Origin of the sequence: Plantibacter sp. lyk4-40-MEA-4 (assembly GCF_030209415.1) — a bacterium.
Lineage (GTDB): Bacteria > Actinomycetota > Actinomycetes > Actinomycetales > Microbacteriaceae > Plantibacter > Plantibacter flavus_A.
Genome location: NZ_JARVSA010000002.1, coordinates 13,016 through 27,997, shown reverse-complemented (window position 1 = coordinate 27,997; position 14,982 = coordinate 13,016). Strand labels below are relative to the sequence as shown.

The 14,982-nt window shown below is 69.9% G+C and carries 14 protein-coding genes; 5 read left to right on the top strand and 9 right to left on the bottom strand.

Going from position 1 to position 14,982, the window contains the following annotated elements; all coding sequences use genetic code 11:
- The first annotated feature begins 122 nt into the window (after positions 1–122).
- On the top strand, positions 123–1,298 hold the full coding sequence (locus tag QRN44_RS02190) for a mechanosensitive ion channel family protein (RefSeq protein ID WP_064296592.1): 1,176 nt from the start codon (positions 123–125) through the stop codon (positions 1,296–1,298).
- 185 nt (positions 1,299–1,483) lie between these two features.
- Positions 1,484–2,146: a MurR/RpiR family transcriptional regulator gene (locus QRN44_RS02185; protein WP_197479103.1), complete on the top strand. Its 663-nt coding sequence runs from the start codon at positions 1,484–1,486 to the stop codon at positions 2,144–2,146.
- 13 nt (positions 2,147–2,159) lie between these two features.
- Here QRN44_RS02185 and QRN44_RS02180 read toward each other — a convergent pair whose 3' ends face one another.
- Complete coding sequence (locus tag QRN44_RS02180; RefSeq protein ID WP_064296535.1) at positions 2,160–3,623, bottom strand: MFS transporter; 1,464 nt, start codon at positions 3,621–3,623, stop codon at positions 2,160–2,162.
- Positions 3,624–3,852: 229 nt separating this feature from the next.
- Between QRN44_RS02180 and QRN44_RS02175 the strand changes: the two genes are divergently transcribed.
- The gene (locus tag QRN44_RS02175) at positions 3,853–5,313 is read left to right on the top strand and encodes a serine hydrolase domain-containing protein (RefSeq protein WP_285038180.1); all 1,461 of its coding nucleotides are present in this window, start codon (positions 3,853–3,855) and stop codon (positions 5,311–5,313) included.
- 62 nt (positions 5,314–5,375) lie between these two features.
- On the opposite strand, the gene QRN44_RS02170 is transcribed toward QRN44_RS02175, so the two are convergent.
- The 3 genes from QRN44_RS02170 to QRN44_RS02160 all read right to left on the bottom strand — a co-directional run bounded on the left by QRN44_RS02170 (position 5,376) and on the right by QRN44_RS02160 (position 8,037).
- Entirely contained in the window at positions 5,376–5,627 is a 252-nt protein-coding gene (locus tag QRN44_RS02170) for a response regulator (RefSeq protein ID WP_079001938.1), read from the bottom strand.
- A gap of 25 nt (positions 5,628–5,652) precedes the next feature.
- Positions 5,653–6,618, bottom strand: coding sequence for an aldose 1-epimerase family protein (locus QRN44_RS02165; protein WP_436278712.1), 966 nt, complete (start codon positions 6,616–6,618; stop codon positions 5,653–5,655).
- A gap of 72 nt (positions 6,619–6,690) precedes the next feature.
- The gene (locus tag QRN44_RS02160) at positions 6,691–8,037 is read right to left on the bottom strand and encodes an MFS transporter (RefSeq protein ID WP_285038179.1); all 1,347 of its coding nucleotides are present in this window, start codon (positions 8,035–8,037) and stop codon (positions 6,691–6,693) included.
- Between the two features lie 129 nt (positions 8,038–8,166).
- On the opposite strand from QRN44_RS02160, the gene QRN44_RS02155 reads away from it, so the two are divergent.
- On the top strand, positions 8,167–9,303 hold the full coding sequence (locus QRN44_RS02155; protein ID WP_285038178.1) for a hypothetical protein: 1,137 nt from the start codon (positions 8,167–8,169) through the stop codon (positions 9,301–9,303).
- Positions 9,304–9,315: 12 nt separating this feature from the next.
- Here QRN44_RS02155 and QRN44_RS02150 read toward each other — a convergent pair whose 3' ends face one another.
- Positions 9,316–10,593: a DUF445 domain-containing protein gene (locus tag QRN44_RS02150; RefSeq protein ID WP_285038177.1), complete on the bottom strand. Its 1,278-nt coding sequence runs from the start codon at positions 10,591–10,593 to the stop codon at positions 9,316–9,318.
- Positions 10,594–10,676: 83 nt separating this feature from the next.
- On the opposite strand from QRN44_RS02150, the gene QRN44_RS02145 reads away from it, so the two are divergent.
- Complete coding sequence (locus tag QRN44_RS02145; RefSeq protein WP_064296530.1) at positions 10,677–10,955, top strand: metal-sensitive transcriptional regulator; 279 nt, start codon at positions 10,677–10,679, stop codon at positions 10,953–10,955.
- 27 nt (positions 10,956–10,982) lie between these two features.
- Here the strand turns inward: QRN44_RS02145 and QRN44_RS02140 are convergent, their stop codons facing one another.
- The 4 genes from QRN44_RS02140 to QRN44_RS02125 form a co-directional block, all read right to left on the bottom strand.
- The gene (locus QRN44_RS02140; RefSeq protein WP_285038176.1) at positions 10,983–12,173 is read right to left on the bottom strand and encodes an acyl-CoA dehydrogenase family protein; all 1,191 of its coding nucleotides are present in this window, start codon (positions 12,171–12,173) and stop codon (positions 10,983–10,985) included.
- Positions 12,170–13,084 carry a DUF4349 domain-containing protein gene (locus tag QRN44_RS02135; protein ID WP_285038175.1) on the bottom strand — a complete coding sequence of 305 codons (915 nt, stop codon included), beginning with the start codon at positions 13,082–13,084 and terminating at the stop codon, positions 12,170–12,172. The genes QRN44_RS02140 and QRN44_RS02135 overlap by 4 nt, the downstream gene beginning before the upstream one ends.
- A gap of 128 nt (positions 13,085–13,212) precedes the next feature.
- Positions 13,213–14,061 carry an alpha/beta fold hydrolase gene (locus tag QRN44_RS02130; RefSeq protein ID WP_064296527.1) on the bottom strand — a complete coding sequence of 283 codons (849 nt, stop codon included), beginning with the start codon at positions 14,059–14,061 and terminating at the stop codon, positions 13,213–13,215.
- A gap of 22 nt (positions 14,062–14,083) precedes the next feature.
- Positions 14,084–14,935: an aldo/keto reductase gene (locus QRN44_RS02125; protein ID WP_121289817.1), complete on the bottom strand. Its 852-nt coding sequence runs from the start codon at positions 14,933–14,935 to the stop codon at positions 14,084–14,086.
- Positions 14,936–14,982: the final 47 nt, after the last annotated feature.

Genomic DNA, 14,982 nt, shown 5'->3' with positions numbered 1-14,982 from the left:
TCGTGGCAGGCCGCGCAAGCGGTCGAGCGCGGCATCCACCCGCCCCTACGCTTGACGCTTGCGCCGTACGGCATCGGTCGGCGGAGGAACACATGGTGCACGACCGGCTCGAGGAGGCATGGATGTTCGTTTGGCAGAGCTGGTGGGGTGTCGCCGCAGCGGCCGGGATAGCGCTGATCGCAGCGCTCGTCGTCATCGTGATCGTGTCGGTCTCCTTCCGGATGGCGGCGCGACGGAGCGAGTGGCCGGGAGCGCTCGCCGGGAGTGCCCGTCACCCCTTCCGAGCGCTCGTGATCCTCGTGGCGGTATGGCTGGCGGTGGCGGCGACGCTCCCCGATGAGAACACCCGCGGGTTCGTCGACCAGACCTTCCGGATAGCGGTCATCGCCGCGGCCACATGGCTGGTCGCCGCGCTGCTCGCCTTCGTCATCGGGCTCGGTCAGGCGCGGTACCGCATCGACGTCCCGAACAACAAGGTCGCCCGCCGCATGCAGACGCAGCTCGCGCTCGTCCGTCGCTTGGCGATCGCGGTCGTCGTCATCGTCGGTGTCGCGTCGATCCTCTTGACGTTCCCCGGCGTCCAAGGCGTCGGGGCGAGCGTGCTGGCCTCCGCCGGTGTCGTGAGCATCGTCGCCGGCCTCGCGGCGCAGTCCGTCCTCGGGAACGTGTTCGCCGGGATCCAGCTCGCCTTCAGCGACGCGATCCGGGTCGACGACGTCGTCATCGTCGAAGGGGAGTGGGGCCGGATCGAGGAGATCACCCTCACCTACGTCGTCGTCGGCATCTGGGACGACCGCCGCATGGTGCTCCCCTCCACCTACTTCACCTCCACGCCCTTCCAGAACTGGACACGGAACACGAGCGAGCTGCTCGGGTCGGTCGAGTTCGACCTCGACTGGTGGGTGAGCCCCGCGGTCATGCGGACCGAGCTGGAGCGCATCCTCGACCGCACCGACCTCTGGGACGGTCGGGCGCAGGTGCTGCAGGTCACGGACGCCGTCGGCGGCTACGTGCGCATCCGCATCCTCGTCACCGCGGTGGACGCACCGACCCTCTTCGACCTCCGATGCCTCGTACGCGAGCAGATGGTCGAGTGGATCCTCGCGCAGAACCCGTCGGCGATCCCGCGCAACCGGGTGCAGATGGTCGAGCAGGAGCCTCGTCCGGAACCGAAGCGCGGCGGTCCGGTGACCGAGCCGGTCGGGCTGTTCAGCGGCAGTGCCGAGGCCGAACAGCGCGCAAGCCTCTTCACGTCGTCGATCACCCTGCCCGACCTGGACGACGAACCCGAACGCTGACCGTCGCGCGGCCGGACGCGTGTGCACCGAATCGTTGTCGTTCCGGCGATCCTGTATGCGCTTCCCATCGCTACCATCAAGGGAACCTCGCCGGGTGACCTGCCGGCGGGCCGTCGGCGCTGCTGCCGACGTGAACGGACGGCGCCGGCCCGAACCCCGGCGACGGCATGCGAAGGAGACCGCGCGTGAACGACGACACCCTCTTCCTCACCGATGAGGACACCGCCGTCCCCGGCGAACGCCCGGAGCAGCGTCTCGAACGACGCTCCGCGTCCGTCCTGAAGCACCGGCTCCTCGAGCAGGAACGCAAGCAGTTCGAGGAGTCCCTCGCCTCGGCGAAGGCGGACGGCGCCCTCGAACGCGCAGCGGCCCTCATCGTCTCCGCTCGACGACGTTTCCTCATCGGGGCGTCGAAGTCCTTCACCTACGCGTCCCTCCTCGCCGCGGACCTCAGCTACGGCCTCGCGAACGTGACGCTCATCGACGGCACCATCGTGCGTCCCCTCGACGTCCTCAGCGACGTGCGGACGAGCGACGTCATGATCGCCGTGTCGCTGCAGCGGTACCGGAAGTACACGATCGACTCCGTCGTCCCGTTCGCCGAGGCGGGAGGCAGCCTCGTGCTCATCACCGACGCCCCGGACGCCCCGTTGACCCCGTACGCCGACGAGACGATCGTCCTCGGCCGTGCCGAGGACGGACACCCGAGTTCCTCGATCGGGATCGCGCTCACCCTGCACGTCCTCGCCACGCTCACGACGGCCAGCGCCAAGGGTGCCGGCCGACGGGCGGTGGAGCGGGAGCGCCTCGCCGAGACGCTCGGGGTCTACGTCTCCGACGAGGGCTGAGCGCGGACCGGGCTCAGCTGCCCGAACCCTTCCCCTCGCGCACGATCGACAGGGGTTCCGTGATGTCCTCGAGGGACTTCCGCGCGGCGTCGACCCCGAAGATGAGGGCGACCAACCCGCCGAGGATCATCACGCCGGCGCCGACGAAGTATCCGACGGTGAGCGGCCCACGGTCGGTGCCGTCGCCGATCAGGATCCCGTACAGCAGGGGCGCGACCGAACCCGCGATCTGTCCGATCGCGAAGAAATAGCCGATCACCTGGCTGCGGAGCTCGAGCGGGAAGATCTCGCTCACGGTCAGGTAGGCGCTGGACGCGCCGGCGGAGGCGAAGAAGAACGAGACGCACCAGAAGATCGTCTGCGTCGTCGCGTCGAGCGCACCGGCGTTGAAGAGCACCGCAGACACGGCCAGGACCGCCCCCGAGACCCCGTAGGTGAGGAAGATCATCTGGCGACGACCCCAGGTGTCGAACAGCCTGCCGAGGAGGAGCGGGCCGAGCAGGTTGCCGATCGCGAAGGGGAAGAAGTAGTACTGCGTCGACGAGGGGCTCGTGCCGTAGAAGTTCTGCAGCACGAGCGCGTAGGTGAAGAAGATCGCGTTGTACAGGAACGACTGCGTGATCATCATCGCGAGGCCGACGAAGGTGCGCTTCGGGTACTTCGAGAAGAGGACGCCGAAGATGGTCCGGATCGGGATGTGGCCCTGGGCCTGCACCGTGAGCGCCTTCGACTCGTCGACCGGCTCGATCGTCCCGCCCTGTTTGCGGACGGTCGCCTCGATGTCGTCGACCGTTGCCTCCGCCTCCTGTTCCCGACCGTGCGTCATGAGCCAGCGCGGACTCTCGGGGATGTGGCGTCGCAGGAAGATGATGGCGAGGCCGAGGACCGGCCCGATGAAGAACCCGATGCGCCAGCCGACGTCCTCCGCGAAGTAGTCGGTGTTCAGCAGGAAGAGGTTCGCGGCCGATCCGAGGGCGGCGCCGCCCCAGTAGGTGCCGTTGATGGCGATGTCGACGTGCCCGCGGTACTTCGACGGGATGAGCTCGTCGATGGCCGAGTTGATCGCCGCGTACTCGCCGCCGATGCCCATGCCGGCGAAGAACCGGAAGATGGCGAGGAACCAGAACGTGGGGGACAGGCCGGCGATGCCACTCGCGACGAGGTAGATCGCGAGGGTCAGGATGAAGAGCTTCTTGCGGCCGAGGCGGTCCGCCATGCGGCCGAAGACGAGCGCTCCCGTCACCTGGCCGAGCAGGTAGATCGTCCCGAGGAGGCCGACCTCCGCCGCCGACAGCCCCAGCGACTTCTGGAATCCGGCGGAGGCGACGATCTGGATCTCGAGGCCGTCGAGCACCCACGAGAAGCCGAGACCGACGACGATCATCCAGTGGAACCGGGTCCACGGCAGTCGGTCCATCCTGGCGGGGACGAGGCTCCGCACCGGGGCCGGCTGCCCGGAGGTCGACGTGTTCGACATGGAATGGCTCCTTCCACGGCCGTCCCGTCGACGGTCGATCCGGGAGATGACGCTACTCCCGCGGCGGGCATCGGACGTCGCCGATCGGTGCCCCTTGACTTCGTCCTGGTGGAGGAGCACCCTACGCCCGGCACCCCGTGCGATGGCGCCCCGTGGCGCGGAATGGTCGTACGCTCGAAGCGCGACGAGATCGCGGACGGCTGCCGAGGGCCGTCGAGGAGGAGGCGGCATGCACCTGGTCGAGGACAGCACCGAGACGGACATCACACGGGTCTTCCAGGACCGGATCAGCTCCGGCGTCGCCCCGGGATCGTACGTCGCCGTGTTCGACCGCGAGCGGGTCCGGTTCGAGCAGGGGTTCGGCGGAGTCACCGTGGGCGGTCCGGTGCCCGACGCCGACACGCTGTTCCGCATCGCCTCCTGCACGAAGAGCTTCACCGCCGCCGTGCTCCTCATCCTCCGCGACGCCGGCCGCCTCGACCTGGACGCGCCAGTGGACGAGTTCGTGCCGGAGTTCGCGCCGGTGCTCCCTGACGGCATCGCCGTCCGGCCGACCGTACGGATGCTCCTGACGATGTCGGGTGGGCTCGGAACGGACGATCCGTGGGGTGACCGCCAGGAGTCGATCACCGTGGACGAGTTCCGGCGGCTGCTCGTGCGCGGCGTCCGATGCGTCACGACACCCGGGACGGCCTTCTCCTACTCGAACCTCGGCTACGCGTTGCTCGGGCAGGTCATCGAGCGTGTGACCGGTGGCTCCTACATCGATGCGGTGACCTCGCTCCTGCTGGAGCCGCTCGGGCTCGGCGCCGTGTTCGAGCGACCCGAGGGCGACGGGGCGGTCACGGCGACCGGTCATCGTGTCCGCCGCGAACGGGCCGTCGATGAGGACGGCCGATTCGTCGAGGTCCCGTTCTCCGGGCCCGGGGTCTTCTCCTCGATCGGCGGGCTCTTCGCCTCTGCCTCCACCCTGATCGGATGGGTGCGCTGGCTCGACGGCGCGTGGACCGGGGACGAGACCGGACCGCTGTCGAGCGCCAGCCGCCGCGAGATGCAGCAACTGCACCGGCTGGCTCCGTCGCGGCCCACCCTCGACGGCGTGCCGCCGAGACTCGCGCTCGGCTACGGCTTCGGCCTCTTCGTCGAGGAGGACGCCGACCTCGGGACGCTCGTCTCGCACTCGGGCGGCTACCCCGGCTACAGCGCCCACATGCGGTGGCACCCGACATCGGGGTTCGGCGTCGTCGCCTTCGAGAACGCCGGCTACGCGGCCGTGGCGAAGCCCGCCGAACAGGCCTTGCGGCTGGCGATCGCGGGAGCCCAGGCCTCCGGCGAGCTGCTGGAACCGGCGATCCGCCCCTGGCCGGAGACCCTCGTGGCGTCGATGACCGCGACCGGGCTGCTGTCGCATTGGGACGACCGCGTCGCCGCGTCGCTGTTCGCCGAGAACGTCGCCCTCGACCGACCGCTGGACGAGCGACGCGAGGCGGTCGACGCCGCTGTCACCGCCGTCGGCGGCATCGCCGAGGTGGCTTCGGGACGTGCGACGCCGATCTGCGATTCGCCTGACCACCTGGTCTGGTTCGTCGAGGGGACGGAGGGTCGCCTCCGCCTGGAGGTCCGGATGACACCTGTGCTCCCGCTCCGGGTCCAGACCTTCACGGTGACGGTCGACGACCAAGGCGAGTGAACGCCGAACGCCGGCAGCTGAGGCTCAGCTACCGGCGTTCAGGTGGAACAGGGCGGTTCGGTTCAGCCGATCGAGTCGTCGTCGCCGTTGCCGTTGCGGTTCGTCGGGGAGATGTCCTCCGTCGACTCGACGTACTCGTAGTCGGTCGTCGTCGGGCCGTCGTGGTCGCCGGTGTTCGTCGCTTCGCCGACGGGGCGGTAGATGAGCTGGCCTTCGCCGTAGGGCAGGACGAGCTCGCCGTCCTGACCGTCTTCGAGCGGGATGATCTCGCTGTCGAGCGGGCCGCCGGTGAGTTTCGCAAGAGTCTGTGACATGTCGCCAGCCTAGCCCCGACGACTGTCAGAGTGCTGCGATGGTCCAGGACACCCGGTGTGGTGTATTGGGAGCCAGGACGACGAGGTCGGTCCCGGTCGAGAAGGCGTCGGGGGGACAGGTCATCGGTTCGACCGCGAGCCCCAGTCGGTTCAGCTCCGCGACGGGCTGATCGGCCGTATGCACCTGGACCCAGGGCAGACCGTCACCCCAGTGCATGGCGACGCCGCTGCCGGAGGGCGTCGTCACGCGCACCGTGACCCGGCCGTCGACGTCGCGATCGAGCGCCGTGTACGCGTGATCGATGAAGGTGTCGCCGATGGTCCGGGGTGCGCGGAAGTCGAAGTGCTCCGTCGCCTCCGTGTCGACCGGCTCCAGCGAGACCGGGATGAGCCGGTCCGGTGTGACGGTGAGCACCTCGGCGGCGGGCAGCTCCAGCGTCCAGTCGTCGACACGGCCCTCACCCGCGACGAGGTACGGGTGTGGCCCGGTGCCGTAGGGCGCGTCGACGTCGCCGAGGTTCAGGGCCTCGACGTCGGTGTGGAGTCCGTCGTCGTCGAGCGTGTAGGTCGCGGTGACCTGGACACGGAACGGGTAGCCCTCCTGCGCCTCGATGACCACGCGGAACGCAGCCGACGCGGCGCTCGACGCCACGAGTTCCCACTCCGACCAGGCGGCGAGCCCGTGGAGGGCGTGACCGCGAGCGGGTTCCGTGAGTGCGAGCTGGTGGTCGACGCCCGCGAAGGTGTACCGGCCGTCGACGACGCGGTTGGGCCACGGGGCGAGCATCGCACCGCGGAAGGCCGGACGGACCTCCTCGGCGTCGAACGGGACCACGAGGTCTCGACCGTCGTGCCGCAGGAACCGCAGCGAGGCACCGACCGAGGCGATCGACGCGGTGTACGCACCGTGCTCGAGGTCGACCCGCCGTCCCGAGATCGGACGTCGGTCGACGGAGGCGGACGGGGACACGGCGCTGGTGGATTCGGTCACGGCCCCATTCTGTCGCATCGACACCGACCGACCCGGCCGACTGGCGGTGCGGGTCGGTCGATGGGACGCGGCTCAGTCGAGGGATCGGCCGCGCATGTCCGAGAGGAACAGCGCGGCGACCGCGGCGACGACGAAGAAGGCGGCGAACACGGAGAAGAGCAGGGCGTTCCCTCCAAGGAGGAGCACCGGAACCGACAGCGGGGCGATGATCGAGGCGATGCGGCCGATGCCGGCGGCCCACCCCGCCCCCGTCGCACGGAGCGCCGTCGGGTACAGCTCCGGGGTCGTCGCGTACAGGGCGCCCCAGGCACCGAGGTTGCAGAAGGACAGGCACATACCGAACACGATGATCATCGGTTCGGTCGTCGCCGTGCCGAACAGGACCGCCGACACCGCGGAGCCCGCGAGGAAGGTCGCGAGGGTCTGCTTCCGGCCCCAGGCCTCGATCAACCACGCCGAGACGGCGTAGCCCGGGATCTGGGCCAGGGTGATGATGAGGGTGAAACCGAAGGACCGCACGAGCGAGAAGCCGGAGGCGACGAGGATCGTCGGGATCCAGATGAACGCACCGTAGTAGGAGAAGTTGACGCAGAACCACACGATCCACAGCGATCCGGTGTCGCGGCGGTGCGTGGGCACCCACAGCCCACGGAGGCGCTCGCCGGCGGAGAGGCCGGCGCTCACGGGGGTGTCGGTGGTGGTGTCGCCGGCGGCTTCCGGGTGGGCGACGCCGGCCGATGCCTCGAACTCACGGACGACGGCTTCTGCCTCGCGGTGGCGCCCACGCGACTCCAGGAAGCGCACCGACTCCGGCAGTCGCGTCCGCACGATGGCCGCGTAGACCGCGGGCAACGCGCCGATGGCGAGCGCCCAGCGCCACCCGTCGTCGCTCGTCGGCACGACCAGGTAGCCGATGAGGGCGGCGGCGATCCATCCGATCGCCCAGAACGCCTCCAGGAACACGATGATCCGCCCGCGGATCCGTGGCGGGGCGAACTCGCTCATGAGGGTCGAGGCGACGGGCAGCTCGGCGCCGAGTCCGAGGCCGACGATGAACCGCAGCACGATGAGCACGCCGAGTCCCCAGGCGAGGGCCGACGCGCCCGTCGCGATGCCGAACACGAGCAGGGTGATCGCGAAGACGTGGCGTCGACCGACCCGGTCGGCGAGCAGACCGCCGAGCGTCGCACCGATGGCCATGCCGAGGAACCCGGCTGAGGCGATCCAGGAGAGCTCCGTGTTCCCGAGCTGCCACTGCACGGCGAGTTGGGCGAGCACGAAGGACACGAGTCCGACGTCCATGGCGTCGAGGGCCCAGCCGACGCCGGAACCGACGAGCAGTCGCCCGTGGGCCTTGGTGAACGGGAGCGCGTCGAGGCGCTCGCTGCGGGTGCGGGGTGTGGTGGGGGCGGTGGACACGTCACCATTCTGGTGCAGGATGTGCCCGCCGGCGCCGGTCCGTCGCAGATAGGCTGACGACACGAACTGCAGGCGTGCGGCCGGGCAGTTCACCCGCTCCGCCCGCCGTTCCGTCGAAAGGCCACTCCCGTGACCGATGCACCGCCTCCCGACCCGCAGCAGCCTGACGGCCGCCCGCCGCAGTGGCCGATGGGTCAGCAGCCGCAGCAGCCGTATGGTCAGCCGCAGCAGCAGCCGTATGGCGGGCAACCACAGCAGCCGCCGTATGGGCAGGGACCGCAGCAGCAGAACCCGTACGGTCAGCAGCAGAATCCGTACCAGCAGAACCCCTATGGCGGGCAGCAGAACCCTCATCAGCAGAGCCCGTATGGCGGGCAGCAGAACCCTCATCAGCAGAGCCCGTACCAGCAGAACCCGTATGGCGGGCAGCAGAACCCCTCCGGCGGGCAGCCGTATCAGCCGCAGCCGCCGTATCAGCCGCAGCAGAACCCGTACCAGCAGCAGCCACCGCAGGGCCCTCCCGGGTACGGCCAGCAGCCGCCGCCTCCTCCCGCTGCCCCGAAGCGCAAGCGGACGGGGCTCATCATCGCCCTCGCGGTCGGTGTTCCGCTCGTGTTGGCGGCGATCATCACCGTCATCGCCCTCGTGCTCTCGCAGGGTGGCGCGCCGGTCGCGGACCCGAGCCCCACCCGCTCGGCCACGCCGACGAAGACCGCGTCTCCGACGCCCACGGAGACGGACTCGACGCCGGAGCCGACGAAGACCTATGTCTCCATCCCGCCCGACCTCGACTTCGCGGCCGGGCAGGACGTCCCCGCCGAATGGACGGCTTACCTGACGAACGACCTGGATTCGTCCTGGGCGGCGATCGGTCCGGACCGGAACGGCGTCGAGATCTACCGGAACGCGGCGACCTCCTGCGACGTCGGACTCGGCAACATCGCGCTGACGCCTGACGAGATCGCGGTCGGAGACGACGAGAAGTCGAGCGACGCCTACATGGCGAAGTACGTCGGGGCCGACTACGTCAAAGCGGACGGCACGACGGAGCAACTGAACTACAACAGCGGTGGGGGCCTCATCGAGTTCCGGGTCCTGTCGTGGACGCAGCCCTCGGGGGAGCGCACGTACTGGGGCGTCCGGTCGCTCACGAAGATGGGGATCCTCGTCGTCTTCACCTTCACGTGCAAGGACCAGGGGTCGCTCGACCTGCTCGCAAGCGACGTCGTGAACCTCATCTCCGTGGAGCTGCTCCCGAAGCGCTGACCGGTCCCGTCGTCAGAACGCGCGGAGGACCGCCTGCGCGACCGTGAAGATCGCGAGGCCGGCGAGCGCGCCGACGATCGTGCCGTTCAAGCGGATGAACTGCAGGTCGCGTCCGACGAGCAGCTCGATCTTCTGGGTCGTCTCCCGGGCGTCCCAACGCTCGACGGTCTCGGTGATGATGCTCGCGATGTCGTGCCGGTAGCGGGTGACGACGTAGGACAGGGCGTCCGCGACGCGGGTGTCGACGCGGGTGGAGAACGCCCGGTCGGTCGACAGCCGCCGGCCGAAGTCCGCGATGGTGCCGGAGATGCGCACGCGGAGGTCGCTGTCGGGGGCGTCGAGTGCCTCGAGGAACGCGCTCTTCGCGGCCGTCCAGGTCTTGCCGGCGACCTCCCGGACGCGAGGACTGTCGATGACCTCGTGTTTGGCGTTCTCGAAGCGGGTGATGGTCGCGTCGTCGTGCTGCAGCTGCTCCGCGAGCTCGCCGAGGTACCCGTCGAGGGCATGACGGAGCTGGTGGTCGGGGTCCGCGCGGACGGCCTGGACGAAGGACACGGCCTCCCGGTAGAGCTTGTCGTCCACGAGCCGGTCGACGAAGGACGGCACCCAGGTCGGCAGACGGCTCGAGACCAGGCGCTCGAACGCCTTCGGGTTCATGCTCAGCCACTCACCCGTGCGGTCGAGGAGGAGGTCGACCGCGTCGTGGTGCGCGCCCACGCCGACGATGTGCTCGACCCAACGGCCGATGTTCGGGGCCCACTGCGGGTCGATGAGGTGTTTGGACGCCAGCGCCTCGATGACCTCGCGGACGTCGTCGTCGGACAGCGTCTCCAGGAGACCCCGCACCGCGATGGACCCCTCGGCGGTGACCCGCTCGGCGTTCGCGGGCTCGGACAACCAGCCGCCGAGCTTCTCCGAGACGGAGACGGACGCGAGCTTCTGCCGCACGACCTCTTCGGAGAGGAAATTGGTCTCCACGAACTCGCCGAGGCTGACGCCGATCTCGTCCTTGCGCTTCGGGATGATCGCCGTGTGCGGGATCGGGATGCCGAGCGGGTGCCGGAAGAGGGCGGTGACGGCGAACCAGTCCGCGAGCGCCCCGACCATACCGCCCTCGGAGGCGGCCCTGACATACGCCAACCACGGGTAGCGCCCCTCGAGCGCGAACGCGACGGCGAAGATGACCGCCATGACGAGGAGCAATCCGGTGGCGAGGCGCTTCATCGAGCGCAGGGCTCGCGCACGGTCCGCATCGGCGGCGGTGAGTTCGAGTGTGGGGGAGCTCGTCATCCGCCCATCCTAGGCTCGTCGACCGTGTCCTCCGGTCCGACGGAGCAGGAGGGCACCGTACCCCCTGGTGGTACTCTGAGCCGGTGATCGAAGACATCAAGAAGCGGGCCCTGCACCGGACGAAGATCCTTGAGGGCCAGATGCGCGGCCTCGAGAAGATGATCGAGAACGAGGACTACTGCATGGACATCATCACGCAGTCGCTCGCCATCCAGAAGTCGCTGGGATCGCTCAACAAACTGCTCGTCGAGAACCACCTGCTGACGCACGTCACGCAGATGTTCGAGGAGGGCGGGGACAGCAAGGACGCCGCGGTCGGCGAGCTCCTGCGGATCTTCGAGCTCAGCAACAACCGCGGCTGAGCCGCGCCTTCAGGCCGGCCCGAGCGATCACACGGGCCCGAGCCAGGCGTTCGCGACCGTGGCGTGGGCGGACTCGTCGTCGGAGGGATGGAACATCCCGGCGAGGACGTCGCGGTACAGCCTGCCCAATTCGCTCGCGGCGAAGTAGCTGCCGCCGCCGGCGACCCGGATCGCCTGATCGACGACCTCGCGGGCGGTCTCCGTCGCGCGGACCTTGAGCCCGACGAGTTTCGGGAACCAGAGCGCGCCGTGGTCGACCCCCTCGTCGAGGTCCCGGGCGATGCCGGCGAGCTGCGGCAGCATGCCGTCGTAGGCGATGGCGGCCGTCGCGATCCGACGGCGGATGTCGGGGTCGGCCGCGTAGCTCGCACCACCGGCCTTCTTCGACGTCTTCCGGTGGGCGGTCTCGACCGCAAGTCGGAGGGCGCGTTCGCCGATGCCCGTGTACACGGCGGCGATGAGGGTCTCGAAGCAGGCGAAGATCCCGAAGACGATGGGATCCGGGTTGGGGCCCGGGTCGAGGCGTCGGACGATGTGTTCCGCCGTCGACTCGGCTCCCTGAAGCAGGGTCGTCCTACTCTGGCTGGCGCGCATCCCGACGGTGTCCCAGTCGTCGAGGATCTCGAACCCGCCGCGCGAGCGCTCGATGAAGCCGTAGACGACCTTCGGACCGTCGGCCGAGGTCGTGTCGAGCCCGGTCGTCCCCAGCCACGTCCATGCGGGTGACAACGAGGTGAAGATCTTCCGGCCGTGGAACCGATAGGAACCGTCGGGGCCCGGACGGGCTTCGGTGTCGGATCCGAAGAGCACGAGGTCGTTGCCCGCCTCGCTCACGCCGAACGCGTAGAGCTCGTCGCCGGCCGCTCCCTCGAGGACGAAGCGGAGCGAGTCGTCTCCTCGAGTGTGGAGCAGTCGCGCGACCCCCGTCCACACGAGGTGCATGTTGATCGCGAGGGCGGTCGCCGGGGCGGCGGTGGCGAGCCGGGATTGGAGCAGCGTGACCTCGCTCAGGCCGAGGCCGAGGCCGCCGAACTCCTCGGGGACGAACGCCCGGAGGTAGCCGCACGCTCGCAGCTCCGCGAGGTCTTCGTCGAAGAAGGCGTTCTCACGGTCCGCCACGGCGGCACGTTCGCGGATGCGCTCGACGAGCCCATCACTGAGGATCGAGGCGGGGTCGAACGATCGATCGGACGGGTGGTGCTGCGCTTGAGCGGTCACCGGTCCATTGTCGCATCGGGCCCGGCCGAGGTGGCAGGTGTCTGCGAGCGGCGAGCGGCGCGCCGGCGGCCCGACCTGACGAGGAGGACCACGACCGCGGCGACGACTGCGAGGGGGAGCAGCCACGGCACCAGGACGCCGACCACGACGACGAGCCCCGAGGCGGCGGCGACGAGCGCGTTCCACCCGGTGACCACGCCGCCCCAGAAGTCGGTGGGCACGCCCGGCGCGACCACGCCTGGGGCCACGAAGCTCACGAACACGGAGGAGAAGTCGACCTGGTCGGCGAGCGCGTCGCGCTGGGCGACGAGCCCGTCCAGTTCCGCCTGCCGCTGGGACAGGCTGGTCTCGGCGGCGAGGAGGTCGGCCGTCGTGGTCGAAGCCGCCATGAGTCCGAGCAGTCGGTCGACGGAGGCCTGGAGGGCGGTGACCCGCGCGTCGAGGTCGGCGGCCTGTGCCGTGACATCCACCGCGGACACGGAGAGGCTGTTCACCGTGCCGAGTGCCTGCATTTGTGCGAGCACGTCGTCGAAGTCGTCGGCGGGGATGCGGACCGTCAGCGTCGCCTGCGCGGCTTGGTCGGAGGTGCCCGGAGTCTCGTCGCGGCTGTCGACGCGCCCGCCCGCCTCGGTGACGATCCGGGTGGCGTCCGTCGCGGTGCTGATCGGGTCGTCAGCGGTGACGGTGAGTGAACCGGTCGTGACCACCTGCTGTTGCGTGAGGTCGGGCGAGGCGGCGCCGTCGACGCCGAGCTGCGCGTCGCCGGCGACCTGGCCGGGCGCGGGCATCGCAGCTCGCGAGTCGCTGCCGGCCTCGGTGCTCGACCCGGCCGAGCAGCCCGAGAGGACGAGCCCGACGAGGACGGCCGAGACCAGCACGGTGGTGGTGCGGATCACTACTGAGCGCTTCATGGCATCACCCTAGGGAGCCACCGCACCGCGGAGGTGCAGGGACCCTGGGAAGCGGGTCACGATCAGGTCTCGCGACGCGCATCACCCGAGGGAGCCGCGGTGCAGGGACCGTGGGAAACAGGTCGCGATCAGGTCTCGCGTCGCGCCCGCTGCTCGAGTTGCAGCTCGGCCCAATCACCGATGGCCTTCGTGGTCTCCGCCGGGCGGTCCCGATGCACGTTGTGACCGGCACCCTGGACGATCGTCAGGCTGACCTGGCGGTTCGCGAGGACCTCGGCGGCGAGCGCGCCGCGGAAGAGGCTGTACACCTCCGGATCGGAGGCGATCACGAAGGTCGGGTTGCGCAGAGCGGCCGCCGCAGGACGGACGTCCCACGGGTGGTTCTGCTCGCTCGTCTGCTCGATCGCCCATCGGCTCGCCTCGGACACCGCCTGGACCTTGATCTCCACGTCCAGCGGGTGCCACTCCGGGTTCTTCGCGCGGACGGAAGCGATCGTGTTGTCGGCGAAGGCGGCTTCCTGGCTGGCGCGGATGATCTCGGCGTCGTGGTCGTCGAGCGCGATGGCGGGATCGAGCAGCACGACCGCCGCGGCCCACCGGGGGTCGGCTGCGGCGGCGACCGCGGTGGCGGCGCCTCCGAGCGAGTGTCCGACGACGAGGTCCCACGCGGCGTGCCCGACGCCGGGCACGGGGGTCGGCCTGGTGGCCAGCAGATCGGCGGCGTAGGCCTCGACCCGGTAGTCCAGCGCACGAGGGGCGACGCCGTGGCCGCGGAGGTCGACCGCCTCGACGAGCCAACCGCGATCGGCCAGGGCGGCGCAGATGCGCCAGGTGCTCGGACCGTTGCTGCCGAGTCCGTGGACCACGAGCGCCCGAGCCGGCGCGTCGTGACGACCCCAGCGGTGACGTGGGAGCTCCACGGGCGTGATCGTGCGGGCGGCGAGGCTGGACGCGGTGTCGACGACGGGCTCGGTCATGGGTTCAGCCTACGGTCTCGCGTCAGTCGAGCCGGTCCGGGTCGGTGCCGGTGCGCTCGCCGTTCTCGAGCGCCGAGATGGCGGTCAGGTCGTCGGCGTCGAGGGTGAAGTCGAACACCGTGAAGTTCTCCGCGATCCGCGCCGGTGTGGCCGACTTGGGGATGACGATGTTGCCGAGCTGCAGGTGCCAGCGCAGCACCACCTGTGCGACCGTGCGCCCGTGCTTCCGTGCGATGGCCCCGAGGTCGGAGGTGGCGTCGTATCCGTCGGCGGCGGGCGTGAAGAAGCGGCCGCGGGCGAGCGGCGACCAGGCCTCCGTCGCGATGCCGTGTGCCGCGTTGACGGCGCGCAACTCCCGCTGGGGGAGGAAGGGGTGGAGTTCGATCTGGTTGACGGCCGGGGTGACCTCCGCCGACTCCAGGAGTCGTTCGAGATGGCTGCGGTGGAAGTTGGAGACGCCGATGGAACGCGTACGTCCTTCGGCCCGCAACCGCTCGAGCGCGCGCCAGGTCTCGCGGTACCGGTCCTGCCCCGGGGCCGGCCAGTGGATGAGGTACAGGTCGACGTGGTCGAGGCCGAGGAGGTCGAGGCTCCTGTTGAACGCGCGCAGCGTCTCCTCGTACCCCTGATCGGTGTTCCAGACCTTCGTCGTGACGAAGAGCTCGTCGCGGGGGATGCCCGACTCGCGGATCGCGACGCCGGTGCCGCGCTCGTTGCCGTACAGCGAGGCGGTGTCGATGTGGCGGTACCCGACCTCCAACGCCGTCCGCACGATCTCGGTGCTGGCGAGGTCCGGGACCTTGTAGACGCCGAAGCCGAGCTGGGGGATCGTGTGCCCGTCGTTGAGGAGGACGGTCGGGGTGCTGTCTGCCATGGCACCAGTATCCTCGACAGGGCCACCGTCACCGTCGAAAGGGAGCC

Coding starts and splice junctions, on each gene's coding strand:
- QRN44_RS02190 (WP_064296592.1), top strand. CDS start 123: ATGTTCGTTTGGCAGAGCTGGTGGGGTGTCGCCGCAGCGGCCGGGATA.
- QRN44_RS02180 (WP_064296535.1), bottom strand. CDS start 3,623: ATGTCGAACACGTCGACCTCCGGGCAGCCGGCCCCGGTGCGGAGCCTC.
- QRN44_RS02175 (WP_285038180.1), top strand. CDS start 3,853: ATGCACCTGGTCGAGGACAGCACCGAGACGGACATCACACGGGTCTTC.
- QRN44_RS02170 (WP_079001938.1), bottom strand. CDS start 5,627: ATGTCACAGACTCTTGCGAAACTCACCGGCGGCCCGCTCGACAGCGAG.
- QRN44_RS02150 (WP_285038177.1), bottom strand. CDS start 10,593: ATGACGAGCTCCCCCACACTCGAACTCACCGCCGCCGATGCGGACCGT.
- QRN44_RS02135 (WP_285038175.1), bottom strand. CDS start 13,084: ATGAAGCGCTCAGTAGTGATCCGCACCACCACCGTGCTGGTCTCGGCC.
- QRN44_RS02130 (WP_064296527.1), bottom strand. CDS start 14,061: ATGACCGAGCCCGTCGTCGACACCGCGTCCAGCCTCGCCGCCCGCACG.
- QRN44_RS02125 (WP_121289817.1), bottom strand. CDS start 14,935: ATGGCAGACAGCACCCCGACCGTCCTCCTCAACGACGGGCACACGATC.